The 19,730-nt window shown below is 69.4% G+C and carries 17 protein-coding genes; 12 read left to right on the top strand and 5 right to left on the bottom strand.

Annotation, left to right across the window (positions count from 1 at the left end):
• Positions 1-3 precede the first annotated feature (3 nt).
• The 4 genes from AACH06_RS10760 to AACH06_RS10745 form a co-directional block, all read right to left on the bottom strand.
• Complete coding sequence (locus AACH06_RS10760) at positions 4-1,341, bottom strand: BCD family MFS transporter (protein WP_341425675.1); 1,338 nt, start codon at positions 1,339-1,341, stop codon at positions 4-6.
• Positions 1,338-2,222, bottom strand: a complete 885-nt coding sequence (chlG, locus tag AACH06_RS10755; RefSeq protein ID WP_341425674.1) for a chlorophyll synthase ChlG — start codon at positions 2,220-2,222, stop codon at positions 1,338-1,340. The genes AACH06_RS10760 and chlG overlap by 4 nt, the downstream gene beginning before the upstream one ends.
• Before the next feature lie 208 nt (positions 2,223-2,430).
• Positions 2,431-3,852, bottom strand: coding sequence for a transcriptional regulator PpsR (gene ppsR, locus AACH06_RS10750; RefSeq protein ID WP_341425673.1), 1,422 nt, complete (start codon positions 3,850-3,852; stop codon positions 2,431-2,433).
• 72 nt (positions 3,853-3,924) lie between these two features.
• A complete protein-coding gene (locus AACH06_RS10745) occupies positions 3,925-4,728 on the bottom strand; it encodes a cobalamin B12-binding domain-containing protein (RefSeq protein WP_341425672.1) in 804 nt (267 codons plus the stop codon).
• 379 nt (positions 4,729-5,107) lie between these two features.
• On the opposite strand from AACH06_RS10745, the gene bchF reads away from it, so the two are divergent.
• The 12 genes from bchF to puhE all read left to right on the top strand — a co-directional run bounded on the left by bchF (position 5,108) and on the right by puhE (position 19,180).
• Entirely contained in the window at positions 5,108-5,593 is a 486-nt protein-coding gene (bchF, locus tag AACH06_RS10740) for a 2-vinyl bacteriochlorophyllide hydratase (protein WP_341425671.1), read from the top strand.
• Positions 5,593-6,873 (top strand): ferredoxin:protochlorophyllide reductase (ATP-dependent) subunit N, encoded by a 1,281-nt coding sequence (locus tag AACH06_RS10735; RefSeq protein ID WP_341425670.1) that lies wholly within the window; start codon positions 5,593-5,595, stop codon positions 6,871-6,873. The genes bchF and AACH06_RS10735 overlap by 1 nt, the downstream gene beginning before the upstream one ends.
• A gap of 13 nt (positions 6,874-6,886) precedes the next feature.
• Complete coding sequence (bchB, locus tag AACH06_RS10730) at positions 6,887-8,428, top strand: ferredoxin:protochlorophyllide reductase (ATP-dependent) subunit B (RefSeq protein WP_341425669.1); 1,542 nt, start codon at positions 6,887-6,889, stop codon at positions 8,426-8,428.
• Positions 8,403-12,209, top strand: a complete 3,807-nt coding sequence (locus tag AACH06_RS10725) for a magnesium chelatase subunit H (RefSeq protein WP_341425668.1) — start codon at positions 8,403-8,405, stop codon at positions 12,207-12,209. The genes bchB and AACH06_RS10725 overlap by 26 nt, the downstream gene beginning before the upstream one ends.
• Positions 12,206-13,114, top strand: a complete 909-nt coding sequence (bchL, locus tag AACH06_RS10720; RefSeq protein ID WP_341425667.1) for a ferredoxin:protochlorophyllide reductase (ATP-dependent) iron-sulfur ATP-binding protein — start codon at positions 12,206-12,208, stop codon at positions 13,112-13,114. The genes AACH06_RS10725 and bchL overlap by 4 nt, the downstream gene beginning before the upstream one ends.
• The gene (bchM, locus tag AACH06_RS10715; protein ID WP_341425666.1) at positions 13,114-13,875 is read left to right on the top strand and encodes a magnesium protoporphyrin IX methyltransferase; all 762 of its coding nucleotides are present in this window, start codon (positions 13,114-13,116) and stop codon (positions 13,873-13,875) included. The genes bchL and bchM overlap by 1 nt, the downstream gene beginning before the upstream one ends.
• The gene (locus AACH06_RS10710; protein WP_341425665.1) at positions 13,872-15,320 is read left to right on the top strand and encodes a PucC family protein; all 1,449 of its coding nucleotides are present in this window, start codon (positions 13,872-13,874) and stop codon (positions 15,318-15,320) included. The genes bchM and AACH06_RS10710 overlap by 4 nt, the downstream gene beginning before the upstream one ends.
• An 81-nt stretch (positions 15,321-15,401) precedes the next feature.
• Entirely contained in the window at positions 15,402-16,172 is a 771-nt protein-coding gene (gene puhA, locus AACH06_RS10705; protein WP_341425664.1) for a photosynthetic reaction center subunit H, read from the top strand.
• Positions 16,169-16,840: a photosynthetic complex putative assembly protein PuhB gene (gene puhB, locus AACH06_RS10700; RefSeq protein WP_341425663.1), complete on the top strand. Its 672-nt coding sequence runs from the start codon at positions 16,169-16,171 to the stop codon at positions 16,838-16,840. Before puhA ends, puhB begins: the two co-directional genes overlap by 4 nt.
• A gap of 6 nt (positions 16,841-16,846) precedes the next feature.
• Complete coding sequence (gene puhC / locus AACH06_RS10695) at positions 16,847-17,305, top strand: photosynthetic complex assembly protein PuhC (protein WP_341425662.1); 459 nt, start codon at positions 16,847-16,849, stop codon at positions 17,303-17,305.
• Between the two features lie 22 nt (positions 17,306-17,327).
• The gene (gene acsF, locus AACH06_RS10690; RefSeq protein ID WP_341425661.1) at positions 17,328-18,401 is read left to right on the top strand and encodes a magnesium-protoporphyrin IX monomethyl ester (oxidative) cyclase; all 1,074 of its coding nucleotides are present in this window, start codon (positions 17,328-17,330) and stop codon (positions 18,399-18,401) included.
• Positions 18,402-18,406: 5 nt separating this feature from the next.
• Positions 18,407-19,180: a putative photosynthetic complex assembly protein PuhE gene (puhE, locus tag AACH06_RS10685; RefSeq protein ID WP_341425660.1), complete on the top strand. Its 774-nt coding sequence runs from the start codon at positions 18,407-18,409 to the stop codon at positions 19,178-19,180.
• A gap of 54 nt (positions 19,181-19,234) precedes the next feature.
• On the opposite strand, the gene AACH06_RS10680 is transcribed toward puhE, so the two are convergent.
• The gene (locus AACH06_RS10680) at positions 19,235-19,591 is read right to left on the bottom strand and encodes a phosphate-starvation-inducible PsiE family protein (protein WP_341425659.1); all 357 of its coding nucleotides are present in this window, start codon (positions 19,589-19,591) and stop codon (positions 19,235-19,237) included.
• Positions 19,592-19,730 lie beyond the last annotated feature (139 nt).

Genomic DNA, 19,730 nt, shown 5'->3' with positions numbered 1-19,730 from the left:
CGTTCAGCCTCTGGAGGCCGACCAGGCCATCGGCAATGCCGCGTGGGTGGGCGCATCGGCCCCGACGCGGGCCGCCAGCCTGGCGGACACGGCGAACAACAGCGCCTCGATGGCGAACACCGCTGCGTAGGCGGTGCCGGGCGTGCCGATCAGCGCGCGGGCCAGATCGCTCAACCCCGTGCCCAGCAGTCCGCCGAGCGCGAAGGCGATTGCCTGCGCCGCACCCCACAGTCCCATGCGCACGCCCTCACTGCCGTGGGGCCCTTCGCCGGCCAGGCGCATCATCGAGCCGATGGCTGCGATCGAGAACGCGCCGTTGGCCGCGCCGAGCACCCACACGTTGAGCTTGAAGGGCCAGTCGCCGCCGACGATGCCGGCGATGCACAGCCCGGCGAGTGCCAGCGCCGAGGCGATGCAGCCGCTGATCGTCCAGGCCCGCAGCGTGCCCGTCGACCGCCCGCGCACCCGGCGGCCGGCGAACGCTGCGAGCAGCATGCCCGCCAACACCCCGCCGTGCTGCACGCCGGACAACGAGGTCGACTGGCCCGGCGTGTAGCCGAACACGCTGCCCGCGAACGGCTCGAGGATCAGATCCTGAGCGCTGAATGCGAGCATCGAGACGAACACGAAGACGGTGAAGCCGCGGGCCGCCGGGTCCGCCCACACCTCGCGCAAGGCGGAGCCAAACTCGCGCTGGGGCGGGGCCGGGTCGCTCCGCTGTGCTGTGTCGGTTTCCTTCTCTGACCGGCCCTCCAGCCCGGCCATCGAGAGCAGGGTGACGAGCAGCGCGATGGCGCAGACGCTGGTCGCGACCAGCACCAGACGCCGCGGCGAGTAGGGGTCCAGGAAGGGGCCGGAGGTGCCTGCCGTCACGGCAAAGCCGACGATCATCATCAACCAGACCAGGGTGGCCGCCCCGGCCCGGCGCTCGGGGGCCACGCGCTTGGCGAGCAGCACCAGCAGCGATGTGCCGCAGGCCGCGACGCCCAGCCCGATCAGAGAGAAGGCGACCACCGCCAGGCCGATGCCGCCCCAGCGCGAGCTGCCCATCCATGCGGTGGCCAGCGCGGCGAGCGCGCCGCCCAGTGCGAGCACGACCATGCCGCCGATGATCCATGGCGTGCGGCGGCTGCCGATGTCCGAGCCATGCCCGAGGCGCGGCCGCGCGATCTGCACCGCGTAGTGCCATGCCACCAGCATGCCCGGCAGCAGGGCGGGCAGCGCCAACTCGACGACCATGATGCGGTTCAGCGTCGAGGTGGTCAGCACCACGATGGCGCCGAGCGCGGCCTGGACCAGGCCCAGGCGCGCGATCTGCAGCCAACCGAAGGGCGCGTTCATGAGGCCACCGCCAAGCCGCGCAGCGCGAAGGCGCTGACCAGCATGCCCGACACGAACAGAGGCACGCCGAAGCCGCTGTACCAGGTGGCATGGCGCCGCGGGTCCTGCAGGAAGCGCCGCATCATCAACGCCTGGGCGACGACCAGGCCGACGACGGCGAGCGACTGCGCTGCGCTTCCCCATGCCCACAGCAGCAAAGCAACCATCACCTGCGGCGCCAGCATCATGGCGCAGGCGGTGCGGGCGGCACCGGCGACGCCGAGTCGGACCGGCAGCGAGCCGATGCCCATCTGGCGGTCACCCTCGATGGCCTTGAAGTCGTTCAGCGTCATGATGCCGTGCGCACCGATGCTGTAGAGCAGGGCGAGCGCCAACGATCGTGGATGAGGCCAACTGCCAAGGGCCATGATGGCCGCCCCGGTCACCCAGGCCAGCCCTTCGTAGCACAGGGCGCAGGCGCTGTTGCCCCACCAGCCGTTGCGCTTCAGGCGCAGCGGTGGCGCGCTGTAGGCCCAGGCCAGCAGCAGGCCGATGGCCGCGGCGGTGAGCGCGACGGGGCCCAGCTGCGCCGCGAGCAGCAGCGACAGCACCGTCCAGGCCCATGCGATGTAGAGGCCCCAGCGGCCGGGCATGCGGCCTGATGGAATGGGGCGATGCGGCTCGTTGATGGCATCGACCTCGCGGTCGAACCAGTCGTTCACAGCCTGGCTCGTGGCGCAGACGAACGGCCCGGCGAGCAGCACGCCCGCCACCAGCAGCGGCCAACGCTCAGCCAGCGGCACCCCAGAGGCCACGACGCCGCATCCGAAGGCCCACATCGGCGGGAACCAGGTGATCGGCTTGAGCAGCTCAGCCATGGTCGACAGCGTCGGTCGTTGCATGGCGATGAGTATTGACATTGACACATGAAAGTGTCAATACTGATTTACACAACCACTGGAGACCGGCGATGAAGACGTCGACGATGCTCGCTTCCTGGCTTTACAGGCTGATGCGCTGGCTGGCCCCCTGGGGCCGCCATGCGAACCCGACGGCGCACGTCGGCTGGTACCAGTGATTGGGACGGGGCGGAAGGTCCCGCAAGGCCCTTCAGGAGCCGCTGTCGCCGCCCAGGTCGCCCATGCCGTAGCGGCGCAGCTTGACGTACAGGCTCTGGCGTGAAAGGCCCAGCATCTCAGCCGCCGATGCGCGGTTGTCGCCGGTCAGCTCGAGGGCCGCCTCGATGCACATGCGCTCGATGAGATCCGTCGTCTCGCTGACGATGTCCTTCATCGGCACACGGCCCACCAGCTCTGCCAGCTGCCCGGCTGAGCGGGGCAGTTCGCGTCCGCCCCCGGGCGTGCCACTGGCGAGACGGCGCTCGACATCGCGGATCGTGAAGCCCAGGCAGGGCGGGTCGCCCTCGGGGACCGCCACCGCCGAGATCTCGACCTTCAGCGGCGAACCGTAAGCCGGGCGCAGCGTGGTGGGGAACAGGCGCACCACGCCGTGCTGCTTGAGTGTTCCCATCATCACGTTGAGATCCACCCCCGACCGGCCGAGCCACCGGTCTAGAGACTGGCCGACGGGCGATTCGCCAGAGGCGAGCTGGGCCAGTTCGGTGAAGCTGGCATTGGCGGTCAGCACGCGGCCCTGCAGGTCGGTGACGACGAAGGCGTCCGGCAGCCGATCCAGCGCACGCAGCAAGCCGACTTCAGGCGCCATGCGTGCCGCTTCCGCGGCGACCGCCGCGGCTCGTGGCACCAATCGCAGCAGAAGCAGGGCGCCACCGTCCTGACGGAACAGCGACGCCGACAGCGCGAATTCGTGGCCGTTGGATGCCAAGCGCAAGGTCACGTCTTCGCCGCGACCGGCGTTGCGCACCGAGGAGAGCAACGCCGCCGTGGCACTTCGACTGCCTCCGTCGATCGAATCCAGGAAGCTGCGGCCGATCAGGCGCTTGGCGCCGTCGCCGAACAGGCGCAGCGCGGCCGGGTTGGCCTCGACCACCGCGAGGGTGGAGGCATCGGCGACGATCACCGCCTCGGAGACGGTCTCGAACAGCAGCCGATAGCGCGCCTCCGTCTGCCGCAGGCGCAGGTAGTCGCGCTCCATCGCCTGCTGTGCGTCGACCAGACGCTGCTGCAGCGTGGCCACAGTGCGCAGATCGCGGCCGACCGCCAACACCTTGCCCTGCTTGCCCACCGGCAGCGCCGAGTAGAGCACCGGCACGTCCGCCCCGCCGCCCGGGATGGGGTGGTTCAGTTGGCGCCAGGCCGCCGGCGCGATGAGGGCGTCGTTGCTGGCGTCCTTCAGCATGGCCAGCACTTTCGGGCGACTCTCGACGGTGACCGTCTCCAGCCAGTGCCTGCCAACCCAGCCGTCGCTACCCTCGATGGCCGATTCTTCACGGCCGATGGAGACATCGCGGATGACGCCCTGGCCATCGATCAACAGCGCCACGTCCGAGGTCGCCGTGATCAGCGCGGCTGCCGCACGGGCGTCAATGTCAGCCCCCTCGAATTGGTTCACTGGGAGTACGCCTGTGTCAGCCATTCATTGCCTTGGGGTGCGGCCGGTCCTGCCGGCATGCCTGGAAAGTCTTCAGGGAGACGCCGCGCGCTGGGCCACCAGCCTCTCTGCCAGGGCCACCGCCGTCGCGGCATCGGGTGCGGTGCCATCAGCACCGACCCGCGACACGAAATCGTGCAGCAGGGGCACCACCGGGCCGCCGACCATCACGACGATGGACGGGTTACGGGACACCTTTCGAAACGAGAGGATAGCCGATGACACGCTGGTGACCATGCACTCGCTGCCCACCGACAAGCCCAGCACATCAAAGCATTCCGAGGCCAGTGCGCCGGCAATGTCCGCCTCGGTGGCGGTGGGGTCGCCCCAGACATCCCAACCCGCTCGGCGGAAGAACTCGGCCACCATCACCACGCCGAAAGTGTGCTGCGAGCCGGGCGCCGGTACCAGCAGTGCACGCCGTCCCGAAAAACGGTGCCGCCGGTCGCGCTGGAAGGCAGGGCTGTGCTCGTAGACGATCTGCTGAAGCCGCCACAAGGCCACCGTGACCTGCGTGAAGTCGCAGGAGTCGTCGCTCCACATCTCCCCAAGGCGGCGTGCCACGGGGGCCAGCAGCTCCAGGTAGATGGTCTGAAGTGCCAGCCCGCTGCCGTGCCGCGCCCGCACATAGGCCTGGGCGCCGGCGGGATCGCGACGAAGGATGATCCGGGTCAGCTCCTCGACCTGTTCCGCGCCGACGCGCGGCGGCGGTTCGGCGGGACATCGGTCGTCGTTGCTGGGCCCCCGATGCGCCAACATCAACCGGGGAATGATCTCGGCCTCGATGGTTCTCAGCAGCGATGCGGCCCGGTCATCGCGCGCCTGTTCCTGAGTCATGCCGGGAGCGTCGCCTTCGCTCCATAAGCAAGGGCCGGTGTCTGCGTCCCCGCTTTCGGACACGCAAGTACCCCTTGTGAACATCTGCACCACGTGTCTCCTCGTGGGCCGAATGCGGCTGGCTCGTCGGCGGCTTGTCGCCGCTCCCCGGCGGACCTATCGGGGCACCCGGTCGGTTATGTGTCTAGTGTTTCGCTGTCATGTGAGCCGCATGCCCGTCGGGCCGTCGGAGCAAATTGACAAGCCGACTGTTCCAGCGAAGGAACCCCGGCGTCAAGGGGGACATTCGCTGAGACTTCGGTTGTGGTCAGCGTAATGTCATCTGTGTTTTACGTCAACCATGATTGACACTTGAGGACGGCGCGTCTAGATTGGCCTCATGGACCACCGCAGGACCCCGCTGTACACCCCCGAGCAACGCCGCCGTCGCGACGCAACAGGCTGGACGCTGGTTCAGGGCGTGCTGGCGCCGCTGCAGTTCGCCGTATTCCTCGTGAGCTTCGCCCTGGTGCTGCGCTTTCTCGTCACCGGCGAGGGCGAAGCGGCCGCCACGGTTTCGGTGCTCGCGAAGACGCTGCTGCTCTACTCGATCATGGTCACGGGCTGCCTGTGGGAGAAGGCCGTCTTCGGTCGCTACCTGTTCGCACCGGCCTTCTATTGGGAAGACGTGTTCAGCATGGTGGTGCTGGCGCTGCACAGCGCCTACGTCGTGGCGCTGGCCACCGGCGGGCTGAGCGCACGAGGGTTGATGCTGCTGGCGCTCGCGGCCTATGCGACTTACCTCGTCAATGCCGCTCAGTTCCTGCTCAAGCTGCGAGCCGCGCGCCTGGATGCGGCGCCCAGCCCGGATGCGGTGGTGGCGTGATGAACGCCGTGTCCATTCCGATCCGCACCGAGACCGCCGGCTGCGCCGACGCCCCCGTGCTGCGCGAGCGTGGTCAGCGCGAAGTCTTTTGCGGGTTGACGGGCATCGTCTGGCTGCACCGCAAGATCCAGGACGCGTTCTTCCTCGTCGTGGGTTCACGCACCTGTGCGCACCTGGTGCAATCGGCCGCTGGCGTGATGATCTTCGCCGAGCCGCGCTTCGCCACCGCGATCATCGACGAGCGCGACTTGGCCGGCCTGGCCGATGCCAACGCCGAGCTCGACCGGGTGGTGGCGAGGCTGCTGGAACGCCGGCCCGACATCCGCCTGCTGTTCCTCGTCGGCTCATGCCCCTCGGAGGTCATCAAGCTCGACCTGTCGCGTGCAGCGTCGCGCCTGTCCGACCGTTTCGCGCCGCACGTGCGGGTGCTGAACTACTCCGGCAGCGGCATCGAGACCACCTTCACCCAGGGCGAGGACGCTTGCCTGGCCAGCCTGGTGCCGGGCCTGCGGAGGGACGATGCGCCGTCGCTCGTGGTGATCGGCGCGCTGGCGGATGTGGTGGAAGACCAGTTCGCGCGGCTCTTTGCCGCCATGGGCGTTGGGCCGGTGCGCTTCCTTCCCGGGCGCCGTGCAGACGACATGCCGGCCGTGGGCCGCGGAACGCGTTACCTGCTCGCCCAGCCCTTCCTGGCCGACACCGCCAAGGCGCTGGAGGAGCGCGGCGCGACGCGCATCGCCGCGCCGTTCCCGCTGGGCGAGCAGGGCACGACGGCCTGGCTGCATGCGGCGGCGCGGGCCTTCGGGGTGCCTACCGACCGCATCGATGCGGCGTTGTCTCCGGGCCGGGCGCGCGCCCAGGCCGCGCTGGTCGCCCACCGCGAGCTTCTCGCCGGGCGCAGCGTCTTCCTGTTTCCAGACTCTCAGCTCGAAATCCCGCTTGCACGCTTCCTGTCGCGTGAGTTGGGGATGGTCCTGGCGGAGGTCGGAACGCCGTATCTGCACCGTCAGCATCTCGCCGAGGAGTTGGCTTGGCTGCCGCAGAACACCCGCTTGTCCGAAGGTCAGCACGTGGAGCGCCAACTCGACCGCTGTCGCGGTGCGGCGCCGGATCTCGTCGTCTGCGGCCTGGGCCTGGCCAATCCGCTGGAGGCCGAGGGCTTCACCACCAAATGGGCGATCGAACTCGTGTTCACGCCCATCCAGGGCTACGAGCAGGCGGGCGACCTGGCCGCACTGTTCGCCCGCCCCTTGCGCCGCCGTGCGCTGTTAGCGGCCTGAGGCAGATCGCACCATGCAGCTGACGTTGTGGACGTACGAAGGCCCTCCCCACGTCGGCGCGATGCGGGTGGCCACCGCCATGCGCGATCTGCACTACGTGCTGCACGCGCCGCAAGGCGATACCTACGCCGACTTGCTGTTCACGATGATCGAGCGCCTGCCGCGCCGCCCGCCGGTCACCTACACCACCTTCCAAGCGCGCGACCTGGGCAGCGACACGGCGCAGCTGTTCAAGTCCGCGGTGCGCGAGGCCTATGAGCGCTTCCGCCCGCAGGCGATGATCGTCGGCGCTTCCTGCACGGCCGAGCTGATCCAGGACGACCCGGGCGGCCTGGCCCGCGCGCTCGACCTGCCGATCCCAGTCATCCCACTGGAGCTGCCGGCCTACCAGAAGAAGGAGGATTGGGGCGCCAACGAAACTTTCTACCAGCTCGTGCGAGGGCTGGCGCGCGACCGCGCCGAGCCGCGCGCCGAGGGCGCCGCGCCGCGCTGCAACATCCTCGGCCCGACGGCGCTCGGATTCCGCCATCGCGACGATCTGCACGAGATCACGGGCTTGCTGCGCCGGCTGGGTGTGGACATCCACGTTGTGGCGCCGCTCGGTGCCGCCCCAGCCGACATCGTGCGGCTGCCCGAGGCCGATTTCAATGTCGTGCTGTATCCGGAAGTGGCCTCGCAGGCTGCCGGGCATCTCACCCGGCGCTTCGGACAATCGGCCACCCGCACCATCCCGATCGGCTCACGCGCCACAGCCCGTTTCATCGCCGAGGTCGCAGAGCTGGCGGGCGTGCCTGTCCCTGCGGATCTGGCGGACGAGCTTCGAGAGGGCCGCGCGGCCTGGTATGCGAAGTCCGTCGACGCCACCTACCTCACCGGCAAGCGCGTCTTCGTCTTCGGTGATGCCACCCACGCCATCGCCGCGGCGCGCGTGGCCGCCAGCGAGCTCGGTTTCCAGGTCGTGGGATTGGGCACCTACAGCCGGGCGTTCGCTCGCGACGTCCGCGAGGCTGCCTTGTCCTACGGCATCGAGGCGCTGATCAGCGACGACTACCTCGAGGTCGAGGCGGCGATCGCCGCCGCCCAGCCAGAGCTGGTCTTGGGCACCCAGATGGAGCGCCACACCGCCAAGCGCCTGGGCCTGCCCTGCGCCGTGATCTCGGCGCCGGTGCATGTGCAGGACTTTCCTGCGCGCCATTCGCCGCAGATGGGCATTGAAGGTGCCAACGTCCTGTTCGACACCTGGGTTCACCCGCTGATGATGGGGTTGGAAGAACACCTGCTGGGCATGTTCCGCGGCGATGCGGAATTCCACCCCGACGCTGCGCCTTCGCACCTCGGGCATGCGGCCGCGTTGCCCGCCGCAGCACCGGGCGACGCAGAGCCCGCAGGCCATCCCGCAGCCTGGGCCCGCGAGGCGGAACAGGAGCTGCGAAAGATCCCGTTCTTCGTGCGCGCCAAGGCGCGCCGCAACACCGAGCGCTATGCGCGCGAACGCAGCCTCCCCGTGATCACCCTCGAGACCCTCTACGATGCCAAGGCCCACTTCAGCCGCTGACGCGGGAGCCGCCGTGCCGCTGCGGGTGGTGCTGGTCACCATGGACAGCCACCTCGCCAGTGCTGCGCTGCGTGCCCATCGCCGCCTCGCGCGCACGCTGCCCGGCCTGCGCTTCACGATCCACGCCGCGGGCGAATGGTCCGGCGACGATGCGGCCGTCGCGCGCTGCGTGGACGACATCGGCCAGGCCGATCTCGTCATCGTCACCATGCTCTTCATGGAAGAGCACTTCCTGCCTTTGCTGCCTGCGTTGAAGGCGCGCCGTGCCGATTGCGACGCCATGGTCTGCGCGATGTGTGCGCCCGAGGTGATGAAGCTGACCCGCATGGGCAAGTTCAGCATGGACGGCGCGGCCAGCGGCCCGATGGCGCTGCTCAAGCGCTTGCGCGGCCGGCCTGCGTCCGCGGGTGACAGGCAGGGCCTGTCGGCCAGTGCCGGCGCGCGGCAGATGAAGTTGCTGCGCCGTCTGCCCAAGTTGCTGCGCTTCATCCCGGGCACTGCGCAGGACGTGCGGGCCTACTTCCTCACCCTGCAGTATTGGCTCGCCGGTTCTGAAGACAACGTCGCGCATCTGATTTTGTTCCTGGTCGACCGGTACGCCGCCGGGCCCCGCCGGGCATTGCGTGGCACGCTGCCCGTGACGGCGCCCGTCGAGTATCCCGAGGTCGGCGTGTACCACCCTCGGCTGCCGCAGCGCCTGTCTGCGAGCCTGACCGACCTCGCGCGGGTGACGCCGCACGGCACCCGCGGAACGGTGGGCCTGCTGCTGATGCGTTCTTACCTGCTGGCGGGCAACAGCGACCACTACGACGGCGTGATCGAGGCGCTCGAGGCGCGCGGCCTGCGCGTGGTGCCGGCCTTTGCGACGGGGCTCGATGCGCGCCCGGCGATCGACGCTTTTTTCTTCGACGACGGTCGGCCGGCCATCGATGCCCTGGTGTCGCTGACCGGCTTCTCGCTCGTCGGCGGCCCGGCCTACAACGATGCCCAGGCCGCCGAAGACGTGCTGGCCCGGCTCGATGTGCCCTACCTGGGCGTGATGCCGGTGGAGTTTCAGACGCTCGACCAGTGGGGCGGCTCGGCCCGCGGGCTGCTGCCGGTGGAAGCCACGATGATGGTGGCCATCCCCGAGCTCGATGGTGCGACCGCGCCCATGGTGTTCGGTGGGCGTGGCAGCACCGGGCGCGCGGCCTGCACCGGCTGTGCGCAAGCCTGCACCTTCGATGCCGCCGCCGGTGCACACGACATGCACCGGTGCCCCGAAAGGGCAGCCGCGCTGGCCGCGCGGGTGGCCCGGCTGGTCGACCTGCGTCGCTCCGAACGCGCCGAGCGCAAGGTGGCTGCCGTCATCTTCAACTTTCCGCCCAACGCGGGCAACACCGGCACGGCCGCGTTTCTCGCCGTCTTCGAGTCGCTCTTCAACACCCTGGCGGCGATGCAGCGCGCCGGCTACACGGTGGAGCTGCCGGCTAGCGTGGACGCCCTGCGCGACCGCCTCATCCACGGCAACGCCGAGCGCTTCGGCGCGGCGGCCAACGTGCACGTGCGCATCCCCGCGGGTGACCACGTCAAGCGCGAGCGACACCTGCGCGAGATCGAGGCGCAGTGGGGCCCCGCGCCTGGCCGCCAGCATAGCGACGGTCGCCACCTCTTCGTGCTTGGCGAGCGCTTTGGCAACGTCTTCGTCGGCATCCAGCCGTCAATGGGCTACGAAGGCGACCCGATGCGCCTGTTGTTCGAGGGCGGTTTCGCGCCCACCCACGCGTTCTCGGCCTTCTACCGCTGGCTGCGCGAGGACTTCGGCGCCCACGCGGTGCTGCACTTCGGCACCCATGGCGCACTGGAGTTCATGCCCGGCAAGCAGGCGGGCCTGTCCGCCACCTGCTGGCCCGAGCGACTGATCGGCGACCTGCCGAACTTCTACCTCTATGCCTCGAACAACCCGTCGGAGGGGACGATCGCCAAACGCCGCGCCGCGGCGACGCTGATCAGCTACCTCACGCCACCGGTCGCGCAGGCGGGGCTGTACAAGGGCCTGGTCGACCTGAAGGCGTCGATCGAACGTCACCGCGGCCTCGGCCCCGACGACGCGCGCGAAGCCGCCGCGATGGTCGCCCTCATCCAGGCGCAGGCCGCGTCGCTCGAGCTGTGCGCCGCCGAACCAGCCTGGGATGCCGATGCCGCTGCCCATGTGGCGCGCCTGAACGACGCGGTGCGCGAGCTCGAATACACACTGATCCCCCATGGCCTGCATGTCGTGGGCCAGGCGCCCACGGCGAGTGAACGTGTGGACCTGCTGCTGTCGCTGGCCGAGGCCTCTCACGGCACTCGCCCTGCGCGCGAGCTGGTGGAGGCGCTCGTCGCTGGCGCCACGGCGGAGCAACTCGGCGCCGGCGATTCAGCCCTGCAGGGCCGCTTGCAGACGTTGGCCGATGCCGACCGCCTGCTGGCCGAAGACCACGAGCTCGGCGGCATCCTGCATGCGCTCGACGGCCGCTTCCTGCGCCCCGCACCGGGGGGCGATCTGCTGCGCACCCCCAGCGTGTTGCCCACGGGCCGCAACCTGCACGGTTTCGACCCGTTCCGCATCCCCAGCGCCTTCGCGGTGCAGGACGGGGCACGCCAGGCCGAGCGGCTGCTCGCCGCCCACGAACATGCCGGCCACGGGCAGCCCGAGTCCATCGCGATCGTGCTCTGGGGCACCGACAACCTGAAGAGCGAGGGCGGGCCGATCGCCCAGGTGCTGGCCTTGATGGGCGCCCGGCCGCGCTTCGACGCCTATGGCCGTCTGGCCGGTGCCGAGTTGCTCTCACTGGCTGAACTGGGGCGCCCGCGCATCGACGTGATGGTGACCTTGTCGGGCATCTTCCGCGACCTGCTGCCGCTGCAGATCAAGCTGCTGGCTGAGGCGGCCTTCCTCGCTGCGAGCGCCGATGAACCGGTCGAGTCGAATTTCGTGCGCAAGCATGCGCTGGCCTTCCAGGCCGAGCATGGAGGGGATCTGGAGACCGCCGCTCTTCGGGTCTTCGGCAACGCCGAAGGAGCGTATGGCGCCAACGTGGGCAGCCTGGTCGACAACAGCCGCTGGGACGACGCCGACGAGCTGGCCGAGACCTACACGCGCCGCAAGGGCTTCGCCTACGGACGCGGCGGCCGCCCGCTGCAGCGGCCCGAGCTGCTGCACAGCGTGCTCGCCGGCGTCGACCTGGCCTACCAGAACCTCGATTCCGTGGAGCTGGGCGTGACCACGATCGACACCTATTTCGACACGCTCGGCGGCATCAGCCGCGCCATCCAGCGGGCCCGCAGGACGGGGCAGGGCGAGGGCGCGCAGGTGGCGCCTGTCTACATCGGCGACCAGACGAGCGACTGCTTCGGCGGCGGCACGGTGCGCACGCTCAGTGAGCAGGTGGCGCTCGAAACCCGCACCCGCATGCTGAACCCCAAGTGGTACGAGGGCATGCTCAAGCACGGCTACGAGGGCGTGCGCCAGATCGAGGTGCACCTGACCAACACGCTCGGCTGGTCCGCCACCACTGGCCAGGTGCAGCCATGGGTGTATCAGCAATTGACCGAGACCTTCATGCTCGACCCCGCCATGCGCCAGCGCCTGGCCGAGCTGAACCCCACGGCCTCGGCGCGGGTCGCGATGCGACTGCTCGAAGCGCAGCAACGCCAGTTCTGGTCGCCGGATCCTGCGGTGCTGGATGCCTTGCGCAGTGCTGGCGAGGAGCTGGAAGACAGGCTCGAAGGCGTTTTCGACGAAAGGGCCGCCGCATGACCGACACCGTTTCACTCCCGTTTCCGACTACCAAGGCGAGACGGCCCGATGGCGAAGGCAGCGTGCAGGTGCAACTCGACCCTGCACTGCGCATCGGCACCGCCAAGGTCTTTGCCATCTACGGCAAGGGCGGCATCGGCAAGAGCACCACGAGCAGCAACCTCTCCGCGGCATTCTCGAAGATGGGCAAGCGCGTGCTGCAGATCGGCTGCGACCCCAAGCACGACAGCACCTTCACGCTGACGAAGAAGATGCTGCCCACCGTCATCGACGTGCTGGAGACGGTCGATTTCCACCCCGAGGAGCTGCGCCCGGAGGACTTCGTCTTTCCCGGCTACAACGGCGTGATGTGTGTCGAGGCGGGTGGGCCGCCGGCGGGCACGGGATGCGGCGGCTACGTGGTGGGCCAGACCGTCAAGCTGTTGAAAGAGCATCACCTTCTCGACGACACGGACGTGGTGATCTTCGACGTTCTGGGCGATGTGGTCTGCGGCGGCTTCGCGGCCCCCCTGCAGCATGCCGACCGGGCGATGATCGTGACGGCCAACGATTTCGATTCCATCTTCGCGATGAACCGGATCGTGCAGGCCATCGGCGCCAAGGCCAAGAACTACCAGGTGCGCCTGGGCGGCGTGATCGCCAACCGCAGCGCCGGCACCGACCAGATTGACAAGTACAACGCGCGCATCGGCCTGAAGCTGGCTGCGCACTTCCCCGATCTCGATGTCATCCGACGCAGCCGGCTGAAAAAGAGCACGCTGTTCGAGATGGAACCGTCACCCGAGCTGGAGGCGGTGCAGCGGGAGTACATGCGCCTGGCCGCGAGCCTGTGGCTCGGCGGCGAGCCCTTCGAGGCGGTGCCGATGAAAGACCGCGACATCTTCGACCTGCTGGGGTACGACTGATGAATCACTGGAGCTACACGGGCTCGAGCGCTGCGCCGCCTCAGGCCGGGATCAGCACCCCTGAGGGGCGGGCCGCCTATGTCCAGCGGCGCGGTGAGATCGAGCACTACTTCGACCGAACGGCCGCGCAGGCCTGGGCGCGGCTGACCTCTAACGCGCCGCTGGGGCGCATCCGGGCCAGCGTGCGCGCCGGGCGCGACGAGATGCGCGCCACGCTGCTGGGATGGCTGCCGGCCGACCTGCATGGCGCGCGCGTGCTCGATGCTGGCTGCGGCACCGGCGCCATGGCGGTCGAGGCGGCGCGCCGGGGCGCCGAGGTGGTGGCCATCGACCTGTCGCCGACGCTGGTGAAGCTGGCGGCCGAACGCCTGCCGCGCCACCTGCCAGGCCGAGTGACCTTCTTGGCTGGCGACATGCTCGATCCCGCGCTGGGCCGCTTCGACCACATCGTGGCGATGGACTCGCTGATCCATTACGAGGCCGCTGACGCGGTGCAGGCGCTCGAACGCCTGGCGGGGCGCGGCGCCGCGTCGATCGTCTTCACCCACGTGCCCAGCACGCCGCTGCTGGTGGCCATGCGCGCGGTGGGCCGCCTGTTCCCGCGCGGCAACCGGGCACCCTCGGTGGTGCCGGTCTCTACGCCTGTCTTGCACCACCGACTCGCTGACGCCCCCGTGCTCGCGGGCTGGCGCCCGGCGCGGCAGCGTCGTGTCAGCACCGGCTTCTATACCTCGCAGGCGATGGAGCTGGTCGCGCCATGAATCTGCCTCAGGTCCGCATCACCCGGCTGTGGCAGAAGTTGAGCCCGGGCATGCTGCCCTTTGCCGATGCGGCCAGCGTCGAGCTGCCGCTGCCGCGCTTGCTGCGCCTGTCGCTGTTCCAGGTGTCGGTGGGGCTGGCCAGCGCGCTGCTGGTGGGCACGTTGAACCGGGTGATGATCGTCGAGCTCGGCGTGGCGGCATGGCTGGTCTCGGCCATGGTCGCATTGCCACTGCTGGCCGCCCCGTGGCGTGCGCTGGTGGGCTTCAAGTCGGACACCCACCGCTCGGCGCTCGGCTGGCGCCGCGTGCCCTACCTGTGGTTCGGCTCGATGCTGCAGTTCGGCGGCCTCGCGATCATGCCGTTCTCGCTGCTGGTGCTCTCGGGCGATACGCATGGGCCAGCCTGGGTGGGCACCGTGGCGGCTGCGCTGGCCTTCGTGATGGTGGGTGCGGGGCTGCAGACGACCCAGACAGCGGGCCTGGCGCTGGCCACCGACCTGGCCCCGGCCCACACGCGGCCGCGCGTGGTGGCGCTGATGTACGTGATGCTGCTCGTGGGCATGCTGCTCGCCAGCGTGGCCTTCGGCTGGCTGCTGCGCGACTTCAGCCAGATCCGCCTGATCCAGGTGGTGCAAGGCGCCGCGGTGTTGACGATGGTGCTCAACACCGTGGCGTTGTGGAAGCAGGAGCCGCGCCGACGGGAGCCGCTCTCCGATCGCGCGGGCACGCCTTTCGGCGAGGCCTGGCGCGCCTTCGCGGAGCAGCGGAAGGCCAAGCGCTTCCTGGTTGCCGTGGGCCTGGGCACCGCTGCGTTCCAGATGCAGGACATCATCCTCGAGCCCTATGGCGGAACCGTGCTGCAGCTGCCGATCGGCGCCACCAGCCTGTTGACCGCCATGCTGGCCGCAGGGGCGCTATCGGCCTTCGCATGGGCCGCACGCCGGCTGCAGCAGGGCGTCGATCCGCATCGCCTGGCCGCGCTCGGCGCCCTGGTGGGTGTGTTCGCGTTCGCCGCGGTGATCTTCGCCGCGCCGATGCAATCCTCCGCACTGTTCCGCACTGGCGCGTTCCTGATCGGTTTCGGCGGCGGCCTGTTCGCCGTCTGCACATTGATCTCCGCCATGGACCTGGCCGACCCGCTGCGCCACCCCGAGGCAGGCCCCGCGGCAGGCCTGGTGCTGGGGGCTTGGGGTGCGGTGCAGGCCGGCGCAGGGGGCGTGGCCATCGGCCTGGGCGGTGCACTGCGCGATGGGGTGGCAGCGCTGTCCTCGCAGGGCCTGCTCGGCCCTGCGCTCGAAGGGCCGGAGGTGGCCTACAGCGTCGTCTACCACATCGAGATCGCTTTGCTGTTCGCGACGTTGATCGCGATCGGCCCGATGGTTCGTCAACAGGCCGCGCCTCCGACGCTCGGCCGCAAGCTCGGCCTGGCCGAATTCCCGGGCTAGGGCATGTTCACACTACGCAACCCCGTGGCTCCGTAGTGTGAACACGCCCTTGCTCGCTCCCCGACCCCACAAGGAGTCAACATGCAAACCGGTGCCATCACACCCACCATCGACGTCGCCCAGGTCGTCCTCTACGCCTTCTGGATCTTCTTCGCCGGGCTGGTGACCTACCTGCTGCGCGAGAACAAGCGCGAGGGCTACCCGCTCGAATCCGATCGCTCCGCCCGAGCGCCGCGGGTGCCTATCCAGGGCTGGCCGAGCATCCCGTCGCCCAAGACTTACCTGCTGCGCGACGGCAGCAGCGTCAGCGTGCCGCGGCCGGCGTCGGCACCCGCTCCGTTGAGCGCCCGGCCCAGCGGCCCTTGGCCAGGCGCACCGCTGGTGCCGGACGGCGACCCGATGCAAGCCGGCGTCGGCCCGGGCAGTTACGCCGAGCGGGCCGACGTGCCCGACACCACGCTGGACGGCGCGCCGCGCCTGCTGCCGCTGCGGGTCTTGGCCGGCTTCGGCGTCGACCATGGCGACCCCGACCCGCGCGGCCTGCCGGTGATCGGGGCGGATGGCGCGGTGGCCGGCACGGTCACCGAGCTGTGGGTCGACCAGGCCGAGATGCTGTTCCGCTACCTCGAGGTGGCGCTGCCTCAGGGGCCCAGCGTGCTGCTGCCGATCAACTTCGCGCGCATCGACGACCACCGGGTGCGGGTGCGCTCGCTGTGCGCCGACCAGTTTGCTGGCGTGCCGGCCCTGCGCGTGCCTGACCGTGTGACGCTGCTGGAAGAGGAAAAGATCATGGCCTACTTCGGCGCCGGCACGCTCTACGCCACGCCCGACAGGCAGGAGCCGCTGCTGTGAACATCGGCGAACACGAGTTCGAGGCGGCCCATGGCCTGCCTGAGCCGCTGCCGCAGGGCGAGCGCCTGCTCTGGCAAGGCCGGCCCGACGCGGGCACGCTGGCGCGCGAAGCCATGCATTGGCGCCCGCTCGCGCTGTACTTTGCCGTCATCCTGGCATGGCGTGGGGTCGATGTCGCTGCCAGCGCCGGGCTCTGGCCGGCCGTCATCGCCGTGGCCGGGCTGTTGCCGCTGGCTGGCTTCGCGGTGGGCATGGCGTGGTGCCTGGCCATTCTCGTCGCCAGAACGACCGTGTACACGCTCACCGACAAGCGCCTGGTGCTGCGCATCGGCATCGTGCTGTCGCTCACCTTCAACCTGCCGCTGCGCCAGATCGCCTCTGCCGGCCTGCGCCGGGGTGGCGCGGGGGAGGGTGACATCGCGCTGGAATTGGTCGCCGGAACCCGCATCGCGTACCTGAACTTGTGGCCGCACGCTCGGCCGTGGCGCCTGAAGGAGCCGCAGCCCATGCTCCGTGCCGTGCCCGAGGTTCAACGGGTGGCCGCCTTGCTCGCCGAGGCGCTGAAAGCCAGTGCCGATCCGCAGGCCGTGGCCAGGATGCAGCCGTCGCCGGCCGAGGCGCTGCCGCCGATACGCGTGGCGGTGCGGCCAGAGGCGCGTGCCGCCTGACACGCCGTGAACACCGCCCACACCCCAACGCCGAAGCTGCCCGTGACGGCCCTGGTCGCCTTGGTTCTGGTGAGCCTGGCCGGCGTGGCGGTGGTCCGCCTCTCGGGGGTGAGCGCGTCGCAAGCGGAGCCTTCGCCGGCGATGGCCGAGCGCTGGCTGCGCTTCGAGGACCGCGCGGACGGCGGCATCGACATCAACGACGCGCCCAGTGCCCACCGCATCGGCGAGGTGGCGCCCGGCACCAACGGTTTCCTGCGCAGCGCCGTGCGGGGACTGGTCCGTGAGCGCAAGCGGCAGGGCGTAGGTGCCCAGCCGCCGTTCCGGCTTGTGGCGCTGGCTGACGGGCGGCTGGTGCTCGAAGACCCGGGCACCGGCCGCCAGATCGACCTGCGTTCCTTCGGGCCTGCCAATGCCGGCGTCTTTGCGCGCCTGCTGCCAGGCAGCGATTCGCAAGCCCACCCTTGAAGCCTGCCCCACAGGAGAATTCATGAGCCAACCCACTTTCGCCACGCCGGACGATGCCGCGGCGCACGCCGAGGCCAGCACGCTGCTCAGCCCGCGCTTCTACACCACCGATTTCGCGGCCATGGACCGCATCGACGTCAGCCCGCTGCGCGCCGAGTGGGACGCGATGCTGCAAGAGTACGAAGGCGACAACAACCACGACCACTTCCAGCGCACGCCTGCGTTCGCCGATGAGGTGGCCCGCCTGGCGCCCACCTGGTCGCCCGAGCTGCGCGCCGAGTTCATGGCTTTCCTGGTCAGCTCGCTCACGTCCGAGTTCTCGGGCTGCGTGCTGTACAACGAGATTCAGAAGAACGTCTCGAACCCCGACGTCAAGCGCCTGATGCGCTACATGGCGCGCGACGAGTCGCGCCACGCAGGCTTTTTGAACCAGAGCCTGAAGGACTTCGGCCTCGGCGTGGACCTCGGCAACCTCAAGCGCAACAAGGCCTACACCTACTTCAAGCCTAAGTACATCTTCTACGCGACCTACCTGAGCGAGAAGATCGGCTACGCGCGCTACATCACGATCTTCCGCCAGCTCGAGCGCCACCCCGAGCTGCGCTTCCACCCGATCTTCCGGTGGTTCGAGCGTTGGTGCAACGACGAGTTCCGGCACGGTGAATCGTTTGCGCTGATCCTGCGGGCCAACCCGTCGTTGCTGAGCGGTGTGAACACGCTGTGGATCCGCTTCTTCCAGCTCGCGGTGTACGCCACCATGTACGTGCGAGACCACCAGCGGCCGCAGCTCAATGCAGCGATGGGGTTCGACCCGACCGCCTACGACCGCGAGGTCATCCGCATCACGCGCGACATCTCCACCCAGGTCTTCCCCGTCACGCTCGATATCGATCACCCGGCCTTCTTCGCCGGGCTCGACCGGCTACTCCGCGCGGCACAGGGCTTCGAGCGCGGGCGGGAGCGCGGTGGCGTCATGGGCCGGCTGGCCCAGGCAGGCTGGGCGCTGGCCGGCGTGGCCGGCTTCGCCCGGCTGTATGTCCTCGCCCCCCGCCGCCGGCCGCTGCCTGCGCAGGTGCGCATGGCACCCAGCTGGTGACAGCGGTGCAGGACGCTGTGTGGCACCAGGCTGCTCCGGTGGTCTACACGCTGTTCGCGTGGTGGTTCAGTACGGGGGTGATCCTCTACCTGGTGGGCATGCCGCGCGCCACCCACAAGTGGACCATGACAGCCGCCACGCTGATGCTGATCGCGTCGCTGGCGGCCGTGGCGTTGACGGCCGGGGACACCGGCCACGCCGCGGTCTACGTCGCCTTCACCGCGGCCCTCGGCGTGTGGGCATGGCAGGAGGTGGCCTTCTTGCTGGGCTATGTCACCGGGGCGCGGCGCCAGCCTTGCCCTGAGCAGGCGCAGGGTTGGCAGCGCGCGAGGCTCGCACTCCAGACCGTGCTGCACCACGAAATCGCGCTGTTGATCCTGGGCGGCCTGCTGGCGGTGCTGACGTGGCGCCAGCCGAACCAGGCTGCGCTGGCCACCTACGCCATCCTCTGGGTGATGCGCCAGAGCGCCAAGCTCAACCTCTTTCTCGGCGTGCGCAACCTGAACGAGCGTTTCCTGCCGTCGCACCTGGCGTACCTGGCGAGCTACTTTCGCCGGCGGCCGATGAACGCACTGTTCCCGCTGTCGGTGCTGGTGTCCAGTGTGGCCGCGGTGTGGTGGTGGCGGGCGGCGTTGGGCGGTGGGTTGACCGCTGCCGCCGAGGCGGCCGCTGTGTTGAGCGCCACCTTGCTGACACTCGGCCTGCTGGAGCACTGGTTCATGGTGCTCCCCCTGCCGAGCCATGCCCTCTGGAACTGGGGCCTGCGGTCGCGCGCTTGACTCGGCGGGCGCCATTGGGGGCGCCATGAGGGCGCCGTGAGGGCGCTGGCCGGCTCACTCGGAGCGGGACACCTTGTTGATGATCCAGCACGCCGCGCCGATCAGCAGAATGGCGCCGCTTTCGTACACCAGCATCGCCGCGTCGGCCTCTTTGCCTTGCAGGATGATGAGCCGGCTGAGCGCGGTGGTCGCGATGAACAGCGGCATCAGGATCAGGTTGCGCTGCCGGCTGTAGAAGGCCGACAGCATGCCCAGAACCTCGGCGTAGATGAACATCAGCAGCAGATCCTTCAGCTCGACCTTGCGCTGCTCGTAGAGGAACAGGATCTCCTGGCCCATCGCGACCACGGTGAAGCCCGCGATCAGGACGAGAAACAGCTTTTCACCGAAGTCGATCGCTGACTTGATCATGGTTCGGGTGCCCCTGGCGAACCGGATGCAGTGACCGCGCCCCAGGCGAGCTCACCCCACGCTCCGATTGAGCTGCGATGGAATGAATAAGCCCAGGGCTGGTACACGCTGGGCATCAGGACTGTGTCGCGTGAACGGG

The sequence above is a fragment of the Ideonella lacteola genome (assembly GCF_038066555.1).
GTDB lineage: Bacteria > Pseudomonadota > Gammaproteobacteria > Burkholderiales > Burkholderiaceae_C > Ideonella > Ideonella lacteola.
This window is presented reverse-complemented; position numbering and strand designations above follow the sequence as displayed.

Excerpts from the sequence above, each read along its gene's own strand:
- chlG (WP_341425674.1), bottom strand. The coding sequence starts at position 2,222 with ATGCAACGACCGACGCTGTCGACCATGGCTGAGCTGCTCAAGCCGATC.
- bchL (WP_341425667.1), top strand. The coding sequence starts at position 12,206 with ATGACCGACACCGTTTCACTCCCGTTTCCGACTACCAAGGCGAGACGG.
- acsF (WP_341425661.1), top strand. The coding sequence starts at position 17,328 with ATGAGCCAACCCACTTTCGCCACGCCGGACGATGCCGCGGCGCACGCC.
- bchB (WP_341425669.1), top strand. The coding sequence starts at position 6,887 with ATGCAGCTGACGTTGTGGACGTACGAAGGCCCTCCCCACGTCGGCGCG.
- AACH06_RS10760 (WP_341425675.1), bottom strand. The coding sequence starts at position 1,341 with ATGAACGCGCCCTTCGGTTGGCTGCAGATCGCGCGCCTGGGCCTGGTC.
- AACH06_RS10680 (WP_341425659.1), bottom strand. The coding sequence starts at position 19,591 with ATGATCAAGTCAGCGATCGACTTCGGTGAAAAGCTGTTTCTCGTCCTG.
- AACH06_RS10725 (WP_341425668.1), top strand. The coding sequence starts at position 8,403 with ATGCCAAGGCCCACTTCAGCCGCTGACGCGGGAGCCGCCGTGCCGCTG.
- puhA (WP_341425664.1), top strand. The coding sequence starts at position 15,402 with ATGCAAACCGGTGCCATCACACCCACCATCGACGTCGCCCAGGTCGTC.
- bchF (WP_341425671.1), top strand. The coding sequence starts at position 5,108 with ATGGACCACCGCAGGACCCCGCTGTACACCCCCGAGCAACGCCGCCGT.
- AACH06_RS10710 (WP_341425665.1), top strand. The coding sequence starts at position 13,872 with ATGAATCTGCCTCAGGTCCGCATCACCCGGCTGTGGCAGAAGTTGAGC.
- AACH06_RS10735 (WP_341425670.1), top strand. The coding sequence starts at position 5,593 with ATGAACGCCGTGTCCATTCCGATCCGCACCGAGACCGCCGGCTGCGCC.
- AACH06_RS10745 (WP_341425672.1), bottom strand. The coding sequence starts at position 4,728 with ATGACTCAGGAACAGGCGCGCGATGACCGGGCCGCATCGCTGCTGAGA.
- bchM (WP_341425666.1), top strand. The coding sequence starts at position 13,114 with ATGAATCACTGGAGCTACACGGGCTCGAGCGCTGCGCCGCCTCAGGCC.